Here is a 20,139-nt window from a genome sequence, read left to right as displayed (position 1 = left end):
ATGGCTCCAGCGTCGGGCTGGTCATCACGCCGGTCCGCGCCGGACGACAGCAACGACGCAAAGGAGCGTTGGCACCATGACGGCAGATGCCGCACCGCCCTACGACATCGTCATTCTCGGAGGCGGCAGTGGCGGCTACGCCTGCGCGTTGCGCGCGGCCGAGCTCGGCCTGTCGGTCGCTCTCGTCGAGAAGGGCAAGCTCGGCGGCACCTGCCTGCACCAGGGCTGCATCCCCACCAAGGCGCTCCTGCACGCGGCCGAGGTCGCTGACACCGCTCGTGAGGGCGCCGCGTTCGGCGTCAAGACGACGTTCGAGTCGGTCGACATGTCCGGTGTGCACGCCTACAAGGACGGCGTCATCAGCCGTCTCCACAAGGGCCTGCAAGGACTGGTGAAGTCCCGCAAGGTCGAGCTCGTCGAGGGCGAGGGCCGCCTGACGAGTCCCACGACCGTCGCTGTCGGCGACCGCACGCTGACCGGCAAGCACGTCGTCCTCGCCACGGGCTCCTACGCCAAGACGCTGCCCGGTCTGGAGATCAGCGGTCGCATCATGACCAGCGACCAGGCGCTCACGATCGATCACGTCCCGAGCCGAGTCGTCGTGCTCGGTGGTGGCGTCATCGGCGTCGAGTTCGCCTCTGTCTTCAGGTCTTTCGGTGCTGAGGTCACCATCGTCGAGGCGCTCCCCCGCCTCGTCGCGGCTGAGGACGAGGCCGTCTCCAAGCAGCTCGAGCGCTCCTTCCGCAAACGCAAGATCGCCTTCAAGACCGGAGTGAAGTTCGCCGGCGCAGAGCAGCACGGTGACGTCGTCACGGTCAGCCTCGAGTCCGGCGAGTCGATCGAGACCGACCTGCTGCTCGTGGCCGTCGGCCGCGGCCCGGTCACCGAGGGCCTCGGCTACGCCGAGGCGGGCGTGGCGATGGACCGCGGCCACGTCCTCACCGACGAGCGCTGCCGCACCAACGTCGAGGGCGTCTACGCCGTCGGCGACATCGTCCCGGGCCTTCAGCTCGCGCACCGCGGATTCGCCCAGGGCATCCTGGTCGCCGAGCAGATCGCCGGGCTGTCCCCCGCGCCGATCGTCGAGTCCGGCATCCCACGCGTGACCTACTGCGAGCCCGAGATCGCCTCGGTCGGACTGACCGAGGCGCAGGCCAAGGACGTTCACGGCGAGGTCGAGACGGTCGAGTACAACCTGGGCGGCAACGGCAAGAGCCAGATCCTCGGCACGCAGGGCTTCATCAAGCTCGTCCGCGCCAAGGACGGCCCGGTCGTCGGCGTCCACATGGTCGGCTCGCGGATGGGCGAGCAGGTCGGCGAGGCCCAGCTCATCGTCGGCTGGGAGGCACTCCCCGACGATGTCGCCCAGCTGGCCCACGCTCATCCCACCCAGAACGAAGCGCTCGGTGAGGCGCACCTCGCGCTCGCCGGCAAGCCCCTGCACATGCACAGCTGAGCCCATGAGATTCACGACACCCGCACTGACAACACTGCACATCCGCCACCAGATCCAGGAGACTGTCACCCATGTCTGAACGCGTGACCATGCCCGCTCTCGGAGAGTCCGTCACCGAGGGCACCGTGACCCGGTGGCTGAAGAACGTCGGCGACCAGGTGGCCGTCGACGAGCCGCTGCTCGAGGTCTCCACCGACAAGGTCGACACCGAGATCCCGTCGCCGGTCGCCGGCACCCTCCAGGAGGTGCTCGTCGAGGAGGACGAGACCGTCCCGGTCGGAGCCGACCTCGCGGTCATCGGAGACGGCGCCGCTCCCGCCGGCGGCGGTGACGCGCCCGAGCAGGCCGCACCGGCGGCCGAGGCCGACAAGCCGGCTGCGGAGGACAAGCCGGCCGAGTCCGCCCCCGCTGCCGATGACAAGCCCGCCGAGTCCGCGCCCGCAGCGGAGGCCACGCCTGCCGAGCCTGCTCCCGCCGAGCAGCCGGCCGCGTCCGGTGGCGGCGAGGTCACCGGTGGCGAGACGATCACGATGCCTGCACTGGGCGAGTCGGTCACCGAAGGCACCATCACCCGCTGGCTCAAGGCCGAGGGCGACGACGTCGCGGTCGACGAGCCGCTGCTCGAGGTCTCCACCGACAAGGTCGACACCGAGGTCCCGTCCCCGAGCGCGGGCAAGCTCACCAAGATCCTCGTCCAGGAGGACGAGACCGTCCCGGTCGGAGCCGACCTGGCCGTCATCGGCGGTGACGCGAGCGGCTCGGCTTCCGCAGCCCCCGAGAAGCCGGCACCGGCACCGGCCGACGACAAGCCGGCTGAGCAGCAGCCCGCGGAGCAGCCCGCCGCCGCGGCGCCGGCCGCGCCCGCCGAGGCACCGTCCACCGAGCAGCCCGCCCCCGCGGCCGAGCCGAAGCCCGACGCCCCCGAGCAGGACCGCTCCCAGGAGCCCGCATCCGAGGGTGCACCGCAGCAGCCGGCAGCAGCCCAGCCGCCCACGCAGCAGGCCGCAGCACCGGCAGGGTCGAGCGCGCCTGCGTCCGGCTCGGCGTCCGAGGACCGCGACCCGGCTGCATACGTCACCCCGCTCGTGCGCAAGCTCGCGTCGGAGAAGAACGTCGACCTCGCCAGCGTCACCGGCACCGGCGTCGGCGGTCGGATCCGCAAGCAGGACGTCCTCGCGGCCGCTGAGGCTGCAGCTGCGCCGGCGCAGCAGGAGTCCGCTCCCGCCGCTGCTGCCCCTGCAGCTGGCGGCGCGCAGGCCAAGGCTGTGGCCCCCGTGTCCCCCAAGCGCGGCACCACCGAGAAGATGAGCCGCATGCGCAAGCTCATCGCGACGCGCATGGTCGAGTCGCTGCAGGTCTCGGCTCAGCTGACCCAGGTGATCGAGGTCGACGTCACCAAGGTCGCCCGTCTGCGCGCCAAGACCAAGGCCGACTTCGAGCAGCGTGAGGGCGTCAAGCTCAGCTTCCTGCCCTTCTTCGCCCTGGCGACCGTCGAGGCGCTCAAGGCGTACCCCCAGATGAACGCCAGCGTCGAGGGCGACTCGATCGTCTACCACGGCAGCGAGAACCTCGGCATCGCGGTCGACACCGAGAAGGGCCTGTTCGTCCCGGTCGTCAAGGACGCCGGTGACCTCAACATCGCGGGTCTCGCTCGCAAGATCGCCGACCTCGCCGGTCGTACGCGTGACAGCAAGGTCAAGCCCGACGAGCTCGGCGGCGGCACGTTCACGCTGACCAACACCGGCAGTGTCGGAGCGCTGTTCGACACCCCGATCATCAACCAGCCGCAGGTCGGCATCCTCGGCACGGGCATCGTCGTCAAGCGGCCGGTCGTGGTCACCGATGCCGACGGCGGCGAGACGATCGCGATCCGCTCGATGGTCTACCTCGCCCTGTCCTACGACCACCGCATCATCGACGGCGCCGACGCCGCGCGCTTCCTCCAGGCGATCAAGGCTCGCCTCGAGGAAGGCGCGTTCGAGGTCTGAGGATCACCGCCATGACGACACAGCGCGTCGCCGTCACTGGCTCGTCCGGGCTCGTCGGCGGCGCGCTGTCGTCGTACCTGCGCGATCGCGGTGACGAGGTGGTCCGCCTCGTACGCCGTCCGGCACGGTCGGCGGACGAGGTCACCTGGGACCCCGCCCGCCATCAGCTCGACCCGCGCGCGCTCGAGGGCGTCACCGCTGTGGTCAACCTCGCCGGCGCGGGCGTCGGCGACCACCGTTGGACGCCCTCCTACAAGCGCACGCTGGTGCGTTCGCGGGTCGACTCGACACGCACCCTGGTGCAGGCGCTGCTCGAGCTGGATGCCGAGCCGCGGCTGGTCAACGGCTCCGCCATGGGCTTCTACGGCAACCGCGGCGACGAGGTGCTCGACGAGACCAGCTCCCGCGGCGAAGGCTTCCTGACCGACCTGGTCCAGGACTGGGAGAACGCCGCCGCACCGGCCGTCGACGCCGGGTGCCCGACGGCGTTCGTCCGGTCCTCTCTCGTGCTCTCCGGCAGCGGCGGCGTGCTGCAACGGCTGCTGCCGCTCGCGCGTCTGGGCGCCAACGGCCCGCTCGGTGACGGGCGCCAGTGGTGGTCGTGGATCAGTCTCGAGGACGAGGTCCGCGCCATCGCTCACCTGATCGACCGCCCCGAGATCACCGGCCCGGTCAACCTGGCCTCGCCCGACCCCAGACGCCAGAAGGACTTCGCGCGGGCTCTCGGCCGGGCCGTGCACCGACCGGCGATCGCGCCGGCTCCTGCGTTCGTGCTGCGGGTGGTCGTGGGTGAGATGGTGCAGGACATCCTCGGCAGTCAGCGCCTGGACCCCGGCGTGCTCAGCCGCACGGGCTTCACCTGGCGGCACCCCGGCCTGGACGACGCGCTCGCGCACGCCGTCCACTGAGGCGGGTCAGCGCGGCGTCCAGCTCGCGATCCGCCACCCACTGCTCGTCCACGTCAGTGTGAGCTCGGCCAGCTCGGCCCGGCTCGCAGGCACGGTCCGCGGTCGAGCCTGCTGCGTCACGGTGTACGCCGACCGGTCGACCACGACGTCGACCACGGCGTGGTCGCCCACCAGCTCGAGGGCCGCCTGCCGCACCGTGAAGGTCAGCCCCGCGTAGCGCACCGCACCACGGGACGCAGCCTGCAGGTCGCGACGGTCCTGGTTCCACGCGGGCGAGCCGGCCTCCAGCGCCCCCGCCAGATCGGCCTCACGTCCGGTGGTCCAGGCGCGGGCCCGAGCCGCTGCGAGCGTCTGCACCACGGCGCGCGGGTTGCTGCCGAGCGCTCCCGCCGACCGCGGGTCGGCCGAAGGCGTCGGGGACGCGGGTGACGTCGGCACGGCCGACCCGGACGACGTCGAGGTCGGTCGGGCCGCGGTCGGGTGTGCACTCGGCACTGCTCGGACCAGCGCACCGGGCGTCGACCGCGCGTCGGTCGACGCCGAAGCGGCAGGAGTCGCCCGGCTCGGGCCCGGACGAGGAGCGTCGGTGGTCGGTGCCTGTGTCGCCGAGACCGTCGTACGCGGAGCACCGGAGCCGCTCCCGGTCCCACCGCTGGCGGGAGACCCGAGCGCGGCGTACCCGGCACAGGCGGCGCCGAGCGCTGCGGCCGCCACCGAGGTGGTCCGCACGACCCGGTGTCGCCACCAGGGCGCGACCGGGGGCTCGGGCACGGCGACAGCGCGTTCACGGATGCGCTGGGTGAGGCCCGCGGCCGGGTCGACGACCGATGCCGTACGCCGACCGGTCGAGCCGGCCACCGGCGCGGGCTCGGGCGTCCCGAGCTCCCACAGCCGCAGGGCGAAGTCGCCGGGAGCAGGTCGGGCCTCAGCAGTGTGCGCCAGGCACGTGAGCACCAGGTCGCGCAGGGCGGCCGGCGCCTGGGGCGCGACGTCGCCGAGATCAGGGCGCAGGGCAGCCGGCTCGGGCGGCGTGCCGACCAGGGCGGTCCAGGCGAGGGCACCCAACGCGTAGACGTCGGCCGCAGGGCCGGGCGCACCGCCGTCGAGCACCTCAGGTGCCACGAACCCGTTGCTCCCCCACACCTCGGCGTCAGCCATCCCGGCCAGCCGCGCGATGCCCAGGTCGGCGATGAGCGGACGGCCGTCGTCGGTGAGGAGGATGTTGGCCGGCGACAGGTCACCGTGCACCAGGCCCAGGGAGTGCAGGTCGTGCACCGCACGCGCGATCGGGCACAGCACGGTCACCAGCTCACCCACGGTCAGGTGCCCTCGACCGGCCACCGCGTCGGCGAGCGAGCCACCGCCTGCGAGCTCGGTGATCAGGGCGGTGCGGGGTGTGCCGTCATCGGCCGGGGCGAGAACGACGTCGACGAGCCGCAGGACGTGGTCGTGCTCCAGCCGCTGCAGCAACGCCGACTCCAGACCGGTCTCCTGGTCCGGTGCGAGCACCTTGGCCGCGAGCCGCGCACCATCACCGTCACGGACGACCGTCCACACCTGCCCCGAACCTCCTGCACCCAGGAAGGGGCCGGTGCGGTAGCCCGGGATGACCGGCGGGACGGGTGTGGCGTCGGGAGCCTCGGCGTACATGGGTGCAGCCTGGCAGTCCGAGGGCGCCCGGAACCGTTGTCCACAGGCACGGGATACGTTGCCTGCCATGAGTACGCCGGAGCTGATCCCCGCGGCCGCTGCGGCCGACCTCCTCGGCGTACGACGCCAGACGCTCTACGCCTACGTCAGCCGCGGGATCCTCACCCGCTCGCACGCCACGGACGACCGGGGCCACCGGGTGTCGATGTTCGACCGACGCGAGGTGCTGGCGCTGACCGAGCGGCACCGTCGCGATCGCACGGGCGTGTTCGAGCTCCACCTCGACACGGCCGTCACGCACCTCGACCCGGCGGGCCGGCTGCTCTACCGCGGCCGTGACGCCTGCGACCTCGCTCTCACCCACTCTTTCGAGGCCGTGGCCGAGATCCTCTGGGACACAAGCAGTTCCGGCGACTGGGACGTCTCCGATGAGGCGCTGTGGGTATGGCAGCACCTGGATGCAGCATGCCCCGCCGACGCCATGCCGGCCGCCCGAGTGCGGGTCGCTCTGGCGATGCTGGCCGCCTGCACCGCCGGCCCGGACCGTCCCTCGCCGAGCGATGTACGACGTCTCGCGCGCGTGGCGGTGATGACCGCCGCGGGTGCGCTCGGCCGGCCGACAGCCCCATGGCCCGGCAGCGTGGCACTCGCTGCGTCCCGTGCACTCTCCCCGACCGGTGACCGCGCAGCCTCGGCCATCGGCACGGCGCTCGTCCTGCTGGCCGACCACGAGCTGGCGACGTCGACGGTGGCCGCGCGCGCTGCTGCGAGCACGCACGCCGATCCCGTGGTCACCTTCCTGACCGGCGCGGCGGCGATGGGTGGGCCGTTGCACGGCCGGGCCGGCGAGGCGGCGTACGCACTGCTGCGGGACGCGGCCACACTCGGCGCGGCGGCGGCTCTGGACCGACGCGGTGAGCGCACTCCGCCGGGGTTCGGGCACGCGGTCTACACCGATACCGACCCCCGTGCGGAGTGCCTCCTCGACGTGGTCCTCGACGGGCAGCCGCACCTCTCCGACACGATCGACGACCTGTCACTGCAGGTACGCCGGCGCCACGGGCTGGCGATGAACGTCGACCTGGCGATGGCCGCAGCGACGATGGCGCTGCCGCTGCGGCCCGGCGCCGCCGAGGGCATCTTCGTGGTCGCCAGGCTCGCCGGGATGGCCGCGCACGCTCTGGAGGAGCTCGAGCACCGCCTGCGCTTCCGGCCGCGCGCCGTCTACACCGGCGAGAGCTCTGGCTAGCGTGCGTCGAGCGACGGTACGGCCTGCGGCGGCTGCTGTCCGACGTAGCGCGAGCTCGGACGCACGATCTTGCGACCGCGGCTCTGCTCCAGCACGTGCGCGGTCCACCCGACGGTGCGGCTGACCGCGAACGTCGGCGTGAACATCTCGCGTGGGATCCCGCACGCCTGCATGACGACGCCCGCGTAGTACTCGACGTTGGCGCGCAGCGGCCGGTCCGGCTTGGCCTCGTCGAGCACGCGGACGACCTCCTGCTCGACCTGCACGGCGAGGTCGGCCGTCGGACCGCCCAGCTCGACGGCCGTCTCGCGCAGCAGCTCCGAGCGCGGGTCGAGCCCGCGGTAGACCGCGTGCCCGAACCCCATGACACGCTGCCCCGCCGCGAGCTGGGCCCGCGCCCACGGCTCAGCGCGCTCGACCGTGCCGATCTCGTCGAGCGCGTCCAGCGCCCGCGAGGGTGCCCCGCCGTGCAAGGGCCCGGACAGCGAACCGATCCCCGCGACGACGCACGCGCTCAGGTCGGCGCCGGTCGAGGCCACCACGCGCGCGGTGAACGTCGAGGCGTTGAAGCCGTGGTCGACCGTCAGGCACAGGTAGCGGCTGAGCGCACGCAGGTGCTGCTCGGACGCCTCCTCACCCGTGACCATCCACAGATAGCTGCCGACGACGCCCAGCTCAGGGCGCGGCTCACGGACGGGCTCGCCGGCGCGCACCTGGCGAGCCGCCGTCACCAGCCAGGGCACGGCCGCCGCCGTCCGGATCGCCGCGGCCTCCTTCGCGTCGGCGTCCAGGTCCCACAGCGGCCGGTCGCCACGCAGGGCGCCGAGCGCGGAGACCGTCGTACGCAGGGAGACGAGCGGGTCGTCGCTGCCGCTGCGGCGCATGATCTCGACCAGGTTGTCGGCGAGATCCGTTGGCAGCACCGCGTTCTCGGCGATCAGGTCGTTCCACTGGTCGAGCTCGGCGGCGGTGGGCAGATGCCCGCGTACGAGCAGGTGCCAGACCTCCTCGAAGGTCACCTCGCGCGCCAGCTCGGTGGCGTCGTACTGCCGGTAGTGGAAGAAGCCCTCGGCGCCGCGGACATCGCCGATCTCGGTGTCGGCGACCACGACTCCGGCGAGTCCGGGCGGCGCGATCAGGGGTTCGTTCTGCGTGGAGGTCGTCATGGGTACGACCCTGGTCCCGGTCCGCGCCAGGTCCAACGTTGATCGTGTCAACGTGGGGTCGGCTGGTCCTTCAAGAAGGCGTCCACCTCGGCACGGGTCGGCGCTGTAGCGGGCCCCTTGCGCGTCACCTTGATGGCACCGGCAGCATTGGCCCGCTGTGTCGCCGTCGCCCAGTCGGCGCCACGCGCACGCTCGGCCACCAGCACGCCCGTGTGCGCGTCACCAGCCCCGTTGGTGTCGACCGGTTTCTGCGGATAGCCGGGCACGTACGACGTCCGCCCACCCTCGCGCAGGAAGCACCCCTGCGGGCCGTCACGCACGATCACGACGGCACCGTCCGAGAGCTCGTCCGCCACCGCTGCCGTCGAGCCCTCGACGTCGTCGACGCCGGTGAGGTCGGCGGCCTCCTCGGCGTTGCTCGTCCACACGTCGGTGATCGCGAGCATCCGTCGACGGACACCGGCGTCGAGCTCGGCGAACGGCGCTCCCGGGTCGAGGACGACCACCACGGAGGCGTCCAACGACTCCAGCCAGCCAAGCAGCGGCTCGCACGTCTCGCCGAGCAGCGTGTAACCGGTGACGCACACGATGTCGTCGTCGACCGGGGCCGACGCGGCGAGCGACTCGGGCGTGATCCGGCGTTCGGCGCCAAGGGTCGTCACGAACGTCCTCTCAGCGCTCGGCTCGATCATCACGAAGCAGATGCCGGTGTCCACGTCGTCGACGGGTTGCGTTGCCACCTGGACGTTCTCGGCGCTCAGCGCCTCGCGGACGAGGTCGCCGTTCGGCCCCGTCCCGACCGCTCCCGCGTGCACCGCTGCAGCCCCCGTGCGCGCGGCGGCGACGAGGATGTTGACGGCGCCACCGGCGTACCGCTCGTACGACGACGCCATCGCGTTGCCGCCGCGGCCTGGCAGGCCGGGGACGTCGACGACGACGTCGACGAGCGCCTGACCGGTGTGGATCACTCTGCTCACAGGGCCACCTCTCTCAGGTCCAGCAGATCGGCGGTGAGCTGCCGCAGATGCAGGTCGTTGACGACCTCGACGGTCGTGCACCAGACGTCGGGCAGTCCGCTCCGGCCGACCACCGCGCCTGTCATCGCCCCGAGCATGGCAGCGATGGTGTCGGTGTCGCCGCCCAGACGCGCGGCCCGGCACAGTCCGTCGGCCGGGTCGGCGACCGCGGCGGGGAGCAGTGCGAACGCCGCCGGCACAGACTCGGCGGTGGCGACCGTGGTGCCGACGACGTCGTACAGCCACGCGTCGAGGTCGTCCCCGGTGCGACGTGACGCCTCGTGGCGCACCCACTCCAGGCGCGCTGCGACCGACGGACCCGGTACGCCGGTGCCGCGCCTCTCCCCCAGCCGCGCACCGTCGAGGGCGGCGTCCAGCACCGTGTCGAGCGGATGTCCGTCGACAGCGGCGGCCACCGCGCATGCCACGGCTGCTGCACCCGCGATGGCCGTCCCGGTGTGGTGGGTGGGCAGGCACGCCTCCTCGACACGGTCGACCACGGCGTGCACGCCCTTCGCCCAGGACACGAGCAGACCGATCGGCGCCACCCGCATCGCTGCTCCGTTGGTGGTGCCCGACGACCCGGCCTCGGCCGGGTCCTCGCCCGCCCGGATCCGCTCGATGGCACGCCGCGTCGACGGGCCGAGCAGGTCACGCGACCTACGCGCCACCATCGAGCGCTCCCACGCATCGAGAGCGCCGCTCCACCGTGCGGCGTCGACGTGGCCCGCTCCCTCGATCAGCTCGCGTGCCAGCAGCACGGCCTGCTCGGTGTCGTCGGTGACCCGGCCGCGGCCCATGCCGGGAGCGATCGGCTGGTCGGGCGGTGCGTCGACCAGGTCCGTGAGCCGACCGAACCGTTGCGCGATCCGGGCGCGGCTCAGCGACTGCGTCGGCATCCCGAGCGCGTCACCGAGAGCGAGTCCGGCGAGCACACCATGAGATCGGTCGAGCGCTGAGCTCACCACGTGCAGAACACCTTTCGGCCACGCGACCGGTGCTGGTCGCGAGGCCCACAGTACGAGCGTCCGGGCTACTCGTGGGTACGCCGAGGCGCCGGTCGGGAGAGCCCGTCACCGGCGTACCGTGACGGCATGCGCATCGAGCACCTGGGCTTCGACCCCGACCTCGTCGACTACGAGGAGGCGTGGCAGATCCAGCGGGCCGTCCACGCCCGCGTCGTGGCCCGCGAGCAGGACGACACCACCCTGCTGCTGGAGCACCGCGCCGTCTACACCGCCGGCAAGCGCACCGAGCCGCACGAGCGGCCGTTCGACGGCACGCCGGTCATCGACGTCGACCGCGGCGGCAAGATCACCTGGCACGGCCCCGGTCAGCTGACCGGCTACCCGATCGTGCGGCTGCCCGACCCCGTCGACGTCGTCGGGCACGTACGCCGGTTGGAGCAGCTGATGATCGACGTGTGCGCCGACCTCGGACTCGACACCGGCCGTGTCGAGGGTCGCAGCGGCGTGTGGCTGCCGGCCGACGGCGGACGTCCGGAGCGCAAGCTCGGCCAGATCGGCATCCGTGTCAGCAAGGACGTCACGATGCACGGGTTCGCACTCAACTGTGACTGCGACATGGCGTGGGCCGAGACGATCGTGCCGTGCGGCATCCCCGACGCGGGCGTGACGTCGCTGTCGGCCGAGCTCGGCCGCGACGTCACCGTCGCCGAGGTGGTGCCGTTCATCGAGAAGCGCCTGCCCGACATCCTCGGCTGACGTCGCACCGCCGCCGGACGACCCCGATCAGCGGGCGAGTACGGCGGCGTACCCTGGAAGACACCGTGCCCGCGACTGCTTCGCCGCGGGCTCATCCTCGTGGCAAGGGAGCCGGAGAACCGATGACCGTCGCACCCGAAGGACGTCGTCTGCTGCGCGTCGAGGCGCGCAACGCCGAGACCCCGATCGAGCGCAAACCCAGCTGGATCCGCACCACCGCCAAGATGGGGCCCGAGTACTCCGCGATGCAGTCGCGGGTCAAGAGCAGCGGGCTGCACACCGTGTGTCAGGAGGCGGGCTGCCCCAACATCTTCGAGTGCTGGGAGGACCGCGAGGCGACGTTCCTCATCGGCGGTGATGTCTGCACGCGCCGATGCGACTTCTGCGACATCGCCACCGGTCGTCCCACCGCGCTCGACGTCGACGAGCCCCGTCGCGTCGCCGAGTCGGTCCGCGAGATGGGCCTGCGTTACGCCACGGTCACCGGTGTCGCACGCGACGACCAGCCCGACGGCGCTGCCGGCCTGTACGCCGAGACCATCCGTCAGATCCACGCGCTCAACCCCACGACGGGTGTCGAGATCCTGCCGCCCGACTTCGGTGCGGTGCCCGAGCTGGTGGGTCAGGTGTTCGACGCCCGCCCCGAGGTGTTCGCGCACAACCTCGAGACGGTGCCGCGCATCTTCCGCCGCATCCGGCCGGCGTTCACCTACGAGAAGTCGCTCAAGGTCCTGACCATGGCCCACGAGCAGGAGCTCGTCACCAAGTCCAACCTGATCCTCGGCATGGGTGAGGAGGACCACGAGATCGAGGTGGCGCTGGTCGACCTGCACGAGGCCGGCTGCGACATCCTCACGATCACCCAGTACCTGCGCCCCTCCAAGCTGCACCACCCGATCGACCGGTGGGTCAAGCCCGAGGAGTTCGTGCGCTGGTCCGAGCGTGCTGAGGAGATCGGCTTCAAGGGCGTCATGGCCGGACCGCTGGTGCGCTCCTCGTACCGCGCCGGTCGTCTCTACACCCAGGCGATGAAGGCGTACGGCCGTCCGCTGCCCGAGCACCTCGGCCACCTCGCGGCCGCCGCGAGCGACCCCGCACGCCAGGAGGCGGCGTCGCTCGTGGAGCGCCGCCTGTCCGACGTATCCTGAACCCCATGGCCTCTTCCGACTCCGCGAAGGACGCGACCCCCAAGAAGTCGCGCTTCGCTCGCAAGCCCAAGGACCCGAGCAACCCCGGCCGCGGGTCTCAGCTCAAGCAGGTCTTCCAGACCACCAAGCAGCACGACCCGGCCATCGTGTGGTGGCTCGCTCTGGCGTTCCTCGTGGTCTTCGGCGTGTTCCTGCTCATCGGCCTCGCGGTCGGCCACCCCGTTTACCTGGGCATCATCGGTGTGCTGTTCGGTCTGGTCGCCGCGATGTTCGTGCTCGGCCGCCGTGCCGAGAAGGCCGCGTACTCCTCGATCGCCGGCCAGCCGGGCGCGACGGGCGCTGCCCTCGGCTCGCTGCGGCGTGGCTGGCTCGTCGAGCAGGAGCCTGTGGCCGCCGAGGCCGGTCGCGCTCGCAACGTCAAGGACATGAGCAGCGCTGCGATGGTGTTCCGCGCGGTCGGCAAGCCGGGCGTCGTCCTCGTGGGTGAGGGCCCCAAGGGCTCGGCCGCCAAGCTGCTGGAGTCCGAGCGCAAGCGTGTTGCTCGCGTTGCTGGACCGGAGGTCCCCGTGCACACACTGCGCGTCGGCCAGGGCGAGGGCACGGTCGCTGTCAGTGACCTGACCAAGTCGATGCGCAAGCTCCCCGACAAGCTGACCAAGGACGAGGTCGGCGCGGTCACCAAGCGGCTGCGTGCCCTCGGCTCGGCCAAGCCGCCGGTGCCCCAGGGCATCGACCCGCGCAAGGCCCGCATGGACCGCAAGTCGCTACGCGGCAAGTAGAAGACCCCTTCACATGACGAAGGCCCCGACGAGCGTCGGGGCCTTCGTCATGTCGGGGGGCGGCGTGGCGTACGCCGCGAGTCAGCGGGTGCGTACGAGCACGGTGCCGGCAGCCCGGTCGTGCATCCCGCGCCCGTCGCGACCCCAGATCACGGCTGGGATCACGAGGCAGACCAGCAGGGTGCGGATCGCTCCGGCGACCGGCCCGGCCACTCCCCCGTCGAGCCGCGTCACGTGCAGTCCGAGCAGACGATGCCCGAGAGTGTAGCCGACCGTGCCCACGAGGAGCAGGTTCTCGACAGCGAAGACGAGCAACGGCGCGAAGCTCGCGGCGCCTGTCCCCCCGAGTCGGTAACCGAAGAACGCGGCGGCGATCAGCGAGCAGACGACCCAGTCGATGAGCAGAGCGGGCACCCTCCGCCCGAGACCGGCCAGCGACCCTGGGCCGTCGGCGGGGAGCCCGAGCGCGTCCGCGCCCTCTGGGGCGGAGGTGTCAGTACCTTGGAGCCAGGAGCCCATGTCCTTGCGATCGACCACGTACAGAGCCTACGGGTGCGGTGTCAAGACCCTGTCTTGTGGTGCGTTACACGCGCGAAACACACGAGTCATGGTCGAGAAACTGCCTGCCGATAAGGTCAGTGGCGACCTGATGCGCGCCGGCTTCCATGGCGCGCACCCAACCAGGAGGTTTCATGTTCACCAGCGCTGACGAAGTCCTGAAGTTCATCAAGGACGAAGGCGTGCAGTTCATCGACATCCGGTTCTGCGACCTGCCGGGCGTCATGCAGCACTTCAACGTGCCGGCCGAGACGTTCGATGCGGACGCGTTCGAGAACGGCCAGATGTTCGATGGCTCCTCGATCCGTGGCTTCCAGGCGATCCACGAGTCGGACATGAAGCTGATCCCGGACCCGACGACGGCGTACATCGACCCGTTCCGCAAGGCCAAGACGCTCATCATGAACTTCTCCATCGTGGACCCGTTCACCGGTGAGGCCTACAGCCGCGACCCGCGCAACATCGCGGCCAAGGCCGAGGCCTACCTCAAGTCGACCGGCATCGCCGACACCGCGTACTTCGGTGCCGAGGCCGAGTTCTACGTCTTCGACGACGTGCGCTTCGAGACCAAGTCCAACGCCGGCTACTACTTCATCGACTCCGTCGAGGCGGCGTGGAACTCCGGCCGCGAGGAGGAGGGTGGCAACCAGGGCTACAAGACCCGTTACAAGGGTGGCTACTTCCCGGTCCCGCCGGTCGACCACTTCGCCGACATCCGCGACGAGATGGTCCTGAAGCTGGGCGCGGTCGGTCTGCAGGTCGAGCGCGCCCACCACGAGGTGGGCACCGCCGGCCAGCAGGAGATCAACTACAAGTTCGACACCCTGCTGCACTCGGGCGATGACGTGATGAAGTTCAAGTACGTCATCAAGAACCAGGCCTTCGAGGTCGGCAAGTCGGCGACGTTCATGCCGAAGCCGCTGTTCGGTGACAACGGCTCGGGTATGCACACCCACCAGTCGCTCTGGAAGGACGGCGAGCCGCTCTTCTACGACGAGAAGGGTTACGGCGGCCTGTCCGACATCGCCCGCTGGTACATCGGTGGTCTGCTCAAGCACGCCCCCTCGCTGCTGGCGTTCACCAACCCGACGCTGAACTCCTACCACCGTCTGGTGCCGGGCTACGAGGCTCCGGTCAACCTGGTCTACTCCGCCCGCAACCGCTCGGCGTGCGTCCGCATCCCGATCACCGGTTCGTCGGCGAAGGCTAAGCGCGTCGAGTTCCGCGTGCCGGACCCGTCGTCCAACCCGTACCTGTGCTTCGCTGCCCAGCTGATGGCCGGCCTCGACGGCATCAAGAACCGCATCGAGCCGCCGGAGCCGGTCGACAAGGACCTGTACGAGCTGCCGCCGGAGGAGCACGAGAACATCGCGCAGGTCCCGGGCTCGCTGCCCGAGGTCCTCGATGCGCTCGAGGCCGACCACGACTACCTCACCGAGGGCGACGTCTTCACCGAGGACCTCATCTCGACGTGGATCGACTACAAGCGCACCAATGAGGTCGACCCGGTCCGCTTCCGCCCGCACCCGCACGAGTTCGAGATGTACTACGACATCTGAGGAGTGAGGCGAAGGTCGGCGGCGTCGCGACGTAGGAGCAGCCACCGGCCGGAGCCGAGCCCCCGGAAGATGTCGTCATCAGATACGACATCTGAGGTCGTCATCAGGTACGACATCTGATCCGACATCTGAGTCCGTACGACGAAGGGCCGCCAGTCATCGCGACTGGCGGCCCTTCGCCGTGCTCGGGCGGTCAGACGTCGGCCATCGATCTCGGGAAGGTCGTCGGGGTGAAGTGCATCGCCCCGGCGGGAAGCATCCACGGGAGCGCGACCAGCTCGAACACGCCGGCCCGCACAGCCGGGTCGGCGCTCTTGAGACGCAGGGCCTCGTCGCGGTCACAACGCAGGATGGACAGCCCGCGGTAGCGGCGCTCGTCGGTGCTGTCCTGCAGCGGACCCGCCGCGAGCAGCACGCCTTGCTCGTGAAGGTCGGCGAGGTGGCTCAGGTGAGCGTCCTGCAGTCGGTCGGCCTCATCCTCGGACAGCCGCGGCGGCTCAGCAGGGGTCACCAGCAGCACGACGGTGTAGCGGTCGAAGTCCATGCCGCATCCTACGAGACGCCTCGTCTCGACGAGCTCGTCACAGCCCAATCATCTTGCACCGCAACGTCATTCGCGCTCGATCCTGCCCTCAAGGCCGTCGACCAGCAGGGCCTGGGAGATCGTGTACGACGCGAGCACGAACGCCTCGGCTGCGGCCTGTGCGCGCGGGCCGCGCAGCAGGTGCTCACGCACGATGATCGTCGCGTCGGACGCGAGGAACGCCGCTCCCCCGGCCTGGGTGCCGGCTCGAGTGCTGTCCGGCGCACCCATGGCCAGCGCGGCCATCGAACCGAGCAGCACCCCGTAACCCGTCAATACCGGGTCCGGAGCGGCCACGCCGCCATCGCCGGATCGCGACTCGAGCAGTGCCAGACCCGCGAGCGTGGCGACGACCGGCACGACCGTACGCCGCGTAGGCCGGTGCCCGGCGCGTAGGAGAAGCGCGATGTAGCCCGCCTGCTGGACGCCGAACGCGCTCGCACCCGCCCGGAGGCGACGCCGGCCGCGCTCATCGCCCCCGGACGCCTCGAGCGTGAACCAGTCGCCGACCGCAGCGCCCGTGGTCGCGGTGAGCAGGGTCGCGAGCCCTGCGGGCCGGGAGGCGCGCGCCCGGCGTACGAGCCCGACCTGCAGCATCGGCACCAGCGGTGTCTTGACGACGGCGTGCGCACGGTGCCGCTCGAGCGCACCGGTCACGGTCGTCGCGGCGGCGAGGGCGATGTACGCCGCACGCTCGGGGTGCGCGGTCACGGCACGGGTCAGTCTGCTCAGCACCCCCGCATCCTGGCCCAACCGAGGTGTCGAGCGTTCTGCGGTCTCGACCACTGGCAGAGTGGCAGGGTGACCGTTCTCATCGACCCGCCGATCTGGCCCGGCCACGGCACGGTGTGGTCGCACCTGGTGAGCGATGCGTCGCTGACCGAGCTGCACACCGTTGCAGCGCGGATCGGGTTGCCGCGCAGGCTGTTCGACGAGGACCACTACGACGTGCCCGAGCGCCTCTACGACGAGGCGGTCGCCGCAGGCGCTCAGCCGGTCGCGGGGCGGGAGCTGATCCGCCGGCTGCTCGCGAGCGGGCTCCGACGTGATCGTGCGACCCGTGGGGAGCAGCGGTGACGCCGTGCGTGTTCTGCCAGATCGTCGCGGGCGAGGTCGCGGCCGAGGTGGTCCACGAGACGTCGACGACCGTGGCGTTCCTGGATGCCCGGCCCGTGCAGAAGGGCCACGTCCTCGTCGTGCCGCGCGAGCACGTCGTCACGCTGCCCGACCTGCCGTCGGACGAGCTCGCACCGTTCTTCGCCGAGGTGCAGCACATCGCGCGGCTGATGCCCTCCGCGCTGGAGGCGCAGGGCACGTTCGTCGCGATGAACAACGCCGTGTCCCAGAGCGTGCCGCACCTGCACTGCCACGTCGTGCCGCGCACCAAGGGCGACGGCCTGAAGGGGTTCTTCTGGCCACGGCACCGTTACGCCGACGGCGAGCAGTCGTCGTACGCCACCCGGCTGCGTCAGGCACTCAGCACCGACGAGGAGCCGCCCTCGACACTCTCAGGCTGAGATCAGTGACTTTCCAGACGGCCGCTCTACCATCGAAGAACCAGGCCGTCCGGCCTGTGACGACGGTCGACGCCGAGCGCTCGACGTCCCCCGCCGCCATGCGACCGCCTGAGAGAAGGTCATCATGGAAGGCATCGTCCACCCCGGCAGCATCGTGGTCGGCATCGACTCCTCGAGCGAGAGCCTGGCCGCTCTCGACTGGGCCACCGAGCACGCCCGCCGCTACTCGGCCCCGCTGCACCTGATCACCGCGTACAGCCCTGTGAACCGCCCCGGGGTTTCCGGACACTTCGTGTTGTGTCTCTACCCGGACGGGATGAGACGGTTTCGTGCAGCGTAGTGGGCTGATTCGACCTCGATGGGTGTCAGGTCGTCGATGGACTCGTGGGGTCGGTCGTGGTTGAACCAGTGGACCCACTGCAGGGTGTCGAGCTCGACGTGCTCGACATCGCGCCACGGCCCGTCGGGACGGATCAGCTCGGTCTTGTACGCGCCGATCTGGGACTCAGCCATCGCGTTGTCGTAGGCGTCGCCCACCGAACCCACTGATGGGTCCACGCCGGCGTCAATCAGCCTGGTAGTGAAGGCGAAAGAGGTGTACTGGCTGCCGGCGTCGGTGTGGTGCACCAGCCCGGTCAGGTCGTCCACGCCGTGCTGGCGGCGTGACCAGATCGCGTGCTCGAGGGTGTCCAGCACCAGCTGGGTGCTCATGCTGGTGGCCGCGCGCCAGCCGACGATCATCCGGGAGTAGACGTCGATGACGAACGCGACGTAGACGGTCCCGGACCAGGTCGCGACATAGGTGAAGTCAGCGACCCACAGCCGGTTCGGGGCCGAGGCGGTGAAGTCTCGCTGGACCAGATCCGCCGCTCGGGCATCGCGCGGGTCAGCGATGGTGGTCCGCACCTGCTTGCCCCGCAGTGCGCCCTGCCAGCCGTTCGCGGCCATCACTCGCTCCACGGTGCACCGGGCCACGTCATGGCCCTGCCTGCGCAGGTGCAACCACATCTTGCGCGCACCGAACCGGGTCACGAACCGCTGCTGACGCGCGGACCGGATCAGCTCGCCGACCTGCGCATCGCGCAGCGTCCGCGCTGAGGGCGCCCGATCGCGGGCCTCGTAGTACGTCGACGGGGCGATCTTGACGCCGTGCTCGCACAGCACTCGACAGATCGGCTCGACCCCGAACTCCTCACGATGAGTGTCGATGAACTCGGTCAGTACCTGGGTGGGCGGTCGAGCTCCGCCGCGAAGAAAGCCGACGCTGACTTCAAGATCTCGTTCGCCCGGCGCAGCTCGGCGTTCTCCTTCTTCAACGCCCGGATCTCCTCCAGCTCCTGGGTCGTGCGACCCGGTCGGGTCCCGCCATCGACCTGGGCCTGGCGAACCCACTTACGCAGGGTCTCGGGAGACCCGATGCCCAGTCGAGCCGCGATCGTGCGGATCGCTTCGAACTCGCTGGTGTACTCGCCGGCGGCGACTGACTCCGTCACCATCCGGACCGCACGCTCCCGCAGCTCACGCGGGTACTTCGAGGGACGTGCCATGACTTCATCCTCCAGTAATGAAGTCTCCGGACATCCCGGGGCGGTTCACTGAGCTCGCCGAGGTGGGCTGGGGCGAGGGTTCGACGTACGACGCAGCGCGCGAGGCCGGCGAGCACCTGCTGTCGCGTGCCCGCAACCGCGTCCAGCTGCGCGACCGCACCGTCCAGGTCAGCACGTCGCACCCGGAGAGCTTCCCTGCCGCGCCCTTGATCCGTGCGTCCGAGAACGCCCTGATGGTGGTCGTCGGGTCGCACGGCGACAGCCTCGCGCACTTCGGCACCCTCGGTGCGACCGCGCTGCAGGTCGCATCGCACGCCGCCTCTCCGGTGGCCGTCGTCCGGCAGGAGCACGAGCACGGCACGTTCGGCCGCGTGACGGTCGGCGTCGACCGCGTCGACGACGCCGCGCTGGGCTGGGCGTTCGACGAGGCGGCCCGCCTGGACGCCGAGCTGCTCGCGCTCCACGCCTGGCAGCCGCGTGATGCCCGTGACCCCGGCCTCGTGCACGACGCGAGCTGGTCGGACTACGCCCGCCGGTGCGCCGAGGTGATCGGCGAACGCGTCGAGCAGCACCAGCGCACACATCCCGACGTCAAGGTCCGGACCGAGATCAGCCAAGGCAACCCGAGCAAGATCCTGGTCCACGAGTCGCACAGCAGCGACGTGCTGGTCGTCGGCCCCCGCGGCGCGGGTGGCTTCCCCGGCCTTCCGCTCGGACATGTCGCTCAGGGCGTGGTCACGCGTTCGGGCTGCCCGGTCGTGATCGCCCGCTGAGACCATGACCGCTGACGTGCTGATCGTCCTGCACGCCGAGGCCGATCTCGCCCGCGGCGGCTCGTCCCTGACCCCGTGCGGGCTCCAGCAGGCAGCGGCCGTGGCCGATCGCCTCGCGGTGGCACGCCCTGCTCTTCTGCTCTCCGAGCCGGCTGACGCAGCCGCCCTGACAGCAGAGGCCATCGCGCAGGCGGTCGCGCTCAGCAGCACCGCGACCGATGACCTCAGCGAGGGCGGCCGCCTCAACCGGGCGATGCACCGCGCAGCCCGGCACGCCGAGCACGGGCCGGCCGTGCTCGTCACCGACAGCGCGGCGACGGTCGACCTCCTGCGCAGCATCATGGGCGAGCGCCAGCTCGAGCACCGCTACCCCGGAGCCATCTCAGAGGGGCTGCCCGACACCGCGGTCACGCACGTCATGCTCACCCCCGGAGACGAGGCCCGCGTGGTCTCCGTGGCCGACGTCGGTCACCTCGCGGCCGGTCTCGTCACCGGTCACCTGCCGTGACCGTCGTCCG

21 protein-coding genes and 1 other annotated feature are annotated in these 20,139 nt (G+C 71.0%); of the genes, 13 read left to right on the top strand and 8 right to left on the bottom strand.

Annotated elements, in window-relative coordinates; genetic code table 11:
* Positions 1–76 precede the first annotated feature (76 nt).
* The 3 genes from lpdA to VV01_RS06735 all read left to right on the top strand — a co-directional run bounded on the left by lpdA (position 77) and on the right by VV01_RS06735 (position 4,352).
* Positions 77–1,456, top strand: a complete 1,380-nt coding sequence (lpdA, locus tag VV01_RS06745; protein ID WP_050669223.1) for a dihydrolipoyl dehydrogenase — start codon at positions 77–79, stop codon at positions 1,454–1,456.
* A 71-nt stretch (positions 1,457–1,527) separates the two neighbouring features.
* Positions 1,528–3,444, top strand: coding sequence for a 2-oxoglutarate dehydrogenase, E2 component, dihydrolipoamide succinyltransferase (gene sucB / locus VV01_RS06740; protein ID WP_050669222.1), 1,917 nt, complete (start codon positions 1,528–1,530; stop codon positions 3,442–3,444).
* 11 nt (positions 3,445–3,455) lie between these two features.
* Entirely contained in the window at positions 3,456–4,352 is an 897-nt protein-coding gene (locus VV01_RS06735) for a TIGR01777 family oxidoreductase (RefSeq protein ID WP_050669221.1), read from the top strand.
* A 6-nt stretch (positions 4,353–4,358) separates the two neighbouring features.
* Here VV01_RS06735 and VV01_RS06730 read toward each other — a convergent pair whose 3' ends face one another.
* A complete protein-coding gene (locus VV01_RS06730) occupies positions 4,359–6,002 on the bottom strand; it encodes a serine/threonine protein kinase (RefSeq protein ID WP_050669220.1) in 1,644 nt (547 codons plus the stop codon).
* Positions 6,003–6,069: 67 nt separating this feature from the next.
* Between VV01_RS06730 and VV01_RS06725 the strand changes: the two genes are divergently transcribed.
* Positions 6,070–7,251: a citrate synthase gene (locus VV01_RS06725; RefSeq protein ID WP_050669219.1), complete on the top strand. Its 1,182-nt coding sequence runs from the start codon at positions 6,070–6,072 to the stop codon at positions 7,249–7,251.
* Here the strand turns inward: VV01_RS06725 and VV01_RS06720 are convergent.
* The 3 genes from VV01_RS06720 to VV01_RS06710 are packed head-to-tail and all read right to left on the bottom strand — an operon-like array spanning position 7,248 to position 10,401.
* Positions 7,248–8,417, bottom strand: a complete 1,170-nt coding sequence (locus VV01_RS06720) for a citrate/2-methylcitrate synthase (RefSeq protein WP_050669218.1) — start codon at positions 8,415–8,417, stop codon at positions 7,248–7,250. The two genes, VV01_RS06725 and VV01_RS06720, sit on opposite strands and share 4 nt — an antisense overlap.
* 47 nt (positions 8,418–8,464) lie before the next feature.
* Positions 8,465–9,394: a PfkB family carbohydrate kinase gene (locus VV01_RS06715; RefSeq protein ID WP_050669217.1), complete on the bottom strand. Its 930-nt coding sequence runs from the start codon at positions 9,392–9,394 to the stop codon at positions 8,465–8,467.
* Positions 9,391–10,401, bottom strand: coding sequence for an ADP-ribosylglycohydrolase family protein (locus VV01_RS06710; RefSeq protein WP_231635175.1), 1,011 nt, complete (start codon positions 10,399–10,401; stop codon positions 9,391–9,393). Before VV01_RS06710 ends, VV01_RS06715 begins: the two co-directional genes overlap by 4 nt.
* 126 nt (positions 10,402–10,527) lie before the next feature.
* Here VV01_RS06710 and lipB point away from each other — a divergent pair, with 126 nt between their 5' ends.
* The 3 genes from lipB (at position 10,528) to VV01_RS06695 (ending at position 13,084) form a co-directional block, all read left to right on the top strand.
* Positions 10,528–11,157, top strand: a complete 630-nt coding sequence (gene lipB, locus VV01_RS06705; protein WP_050671768.1) for a lipoyl(octanoyl) transferase LipB — start codon at positions 10,528–10,530, stop codon at positions 11,155–11,157.
* A 122-nt stretch (positions 11,158–11,279) separates the two neighbouring features.
* Positions 11,280–12,305, top strand: a complete 1,026-nt coding sequence (gene lipA, locus VV01_RS06700) for a lipoyl synthase (RefSeq protein WP_050669216.1) — start codon at positions 11,280–11,282, stop codon at positions 12,303–12,305.
* A 5-nt stretch (positions 12,306–12,310) separates the two neighbouring features.
* Positions 12,311–13,084 carry a DUF4191 domain-containing protein gene (locus tag VV01_RS06695; RefSeq protein ID WP_050669215.1) on the top strand — a complete coding sequence of 258 codons (774 nt, stop codon included), beginning with the start codon at positions 12,311–12,313 and terminating at the stop codon, positions 13,082–13,084.
* 81 nt (positions 13,085–13,165) lie between these two features.
* Here VV01_RS06695 and VV01_RS06690 read toward each other — a convergent pair whose 3' ends face one another.
* The gene (locus tag VV01_RS06690) at positions 13,166–13,621 is read right to left on the bottom strand and encodes an RDD family protein (RefSeq protein WP_050669214.1); all 456 of its coding nucleotides are present in this window, start codon (positions 13,619–13,621) and stop codon (positions 13,166–13,168) included.
* Between the two features lie 155 nt (positions 13,622–13,776).
* On the opposite strand from VV01_RS06690, the gene glnA reads away from it, so the two are divergent.
* The gene (gene glnA, locus VV01_RS06685; protein ID WP_050669213.1) at positions 13,777–15,201 is read left to right on the top strand and encodes a type I glutamate--ammonia ligase; all 1,425 of its coding nucleotides are present in this window, start codon (positions 13,777–13,779) and stop codon (positions 15,199–15,201) included.
* A gap of 193 nt (positions 15,202–15,394) precedes the next feature.
* Here glnA and VV01_RS06680 read toward each other — a convergent pair whose 3' ends face one another.
* Together VV01_RS06680 and VV01_RS06675 are read right to left on the bottom strand one after the other, a co-directional pair.
* Positions 15,395–15,745 carry a YciI family protein gene (locus VV01_RS06680; RefSeq protein WP_050669212.1) on the bottom strand — a complete coding sequence of 117 codons (351 nt, stop codon included), beginning with the start codon at positions 15,743–15,745 and terminating at the stop codon, positions 15,395–15,397.
* 66 nt (positions 15,746–15,811) lie between these two features.
* On the bottom strand, positions 15,812–16,519 hold the full coding sequence (locus VV01_RS06675) for a lysoplasmalogenase family protein (RefSeq protein ID WP_231635174.1): 708 nt from the start codon (positions 16,517–16,519) through the stop codon (positions 15,812–15,814).
* A gap of 66 nt (positions 16,520–16,585) precedes the next feature.
* Between VV01_RS06675 and VV01_RS06670 the strand changes: the two genes are divergently transcribed.
* The 3 genes from VV01_RS06670 (at position 16,586) to VV01_RS06660 (ending at position 17,641) form a co-directional block, all read left to right on the top strand.
* Positions 16,586–16,861, top strand: coding sequence for a DUF4031 domain-containing protein (locus tag VV01_RS06670; RefSeq protein WP_050669211.1), 276 nt, complete (start codon positions 16,586–16,588; stop codon positions 16,859–16,861).
* On the top strand, positions 16,858–17,301 hold the full coding sequence (locus tag VV01_RS06665; protein ID WP_050669210.1) for an HIT family protein: 444 nt from the start codon (positions 16,858–16,860) through the stop codon (positions 17,299–17,301). The genes VV01_RS06670 and VV01_RS06665 overlap by 4 nt, the downstream gene beginning before the upstream one ends.
* 124 nt (positions 17,302–17,425) lie before the next feature.
* On the top strand, positions 17,426–17,641 hold the full coding sequence (locus tag VV01_RS06660) for a universal stress protein (protein WP_050669209.1): 216 nt from the start codon (positions 17,426–17,428) through the stop codon (positions 17,639–17,641).
* On the opposite strand, the gene VV01_RS06655 is transcribed toward VV01_RS06660, so the two are convergent.
* Positions 17,605–18,848, bottom strand: a protein-coding gene (locus tag VV01_RS06655; protein WP_157508689.1) for an IS3 family transposase whose coding sequence is annotated in 2 segments (ribosomal slippage) — positions 17,605–18,560 and positions 18,560–18,848 — 1,245 coding nt in all. Because the reading frame shifts where the segments join, the coding sequence is not laid out codon by codon here. The two genes, VV01_RS06660 and VV01_RS06655, sit on opposite strands and share 37 nt — an antisense overlap.
* Positions 18,433–18,561, bottom strand: a sequence feature (AL1L pseudoknot). (Overlaps the previous gene by 129 nt.)
* Positions 18,849–18,865: 17 nt before the next feature.
* On the opposite strand from VV01_RS06655, the gene VV01_RS06645 reads away from it, so the two are divergent.
* Together VV01_RS06645 and VV01_RS06640 are read left to right on the top strand one after the other, a co-directional pair.
* Positions 18,866–19,621 (top strand): universal stress protein, encoded by a 756-nt coding sequence (locus VV01_RS06645; RefSeq protein ID WP_050669208.1) that lies wholly within the window; start codon positions 18,866–18,868, stop codon positions 19,619–19,621.
* A gap of 4 nt (positions 19,622–19,625) precedes the next feature.
* A complete protein-coding gene (locus VV01_RS06640; protein WP_050669207.1) occupies positions 19,626–20,129 on the top strand; it encodes a histidine phosphatase family protein in 504 nt (167 codons plus the stop codon).
* Positions 20,130–20,139: the final 10 nt, after the last annotated feature.

It is taken from the genome of Luteipulveratus halotolerans (assembly GCF_001247745.1).
In the GTDB taxonomy this organism is placed as follows: domain Bacteria; phylum Actinomycetota; class Actinomycetes; order Actinomycetales; family Dermatophilaceae; genus Luteipulveratus; species Luteipulveratus halotolerans.
The sequence above is the reverse complement of the archived record's forward strand: the minus strand, read 5'-3'. Positions and strand labels throughout refer to the sequence as shown.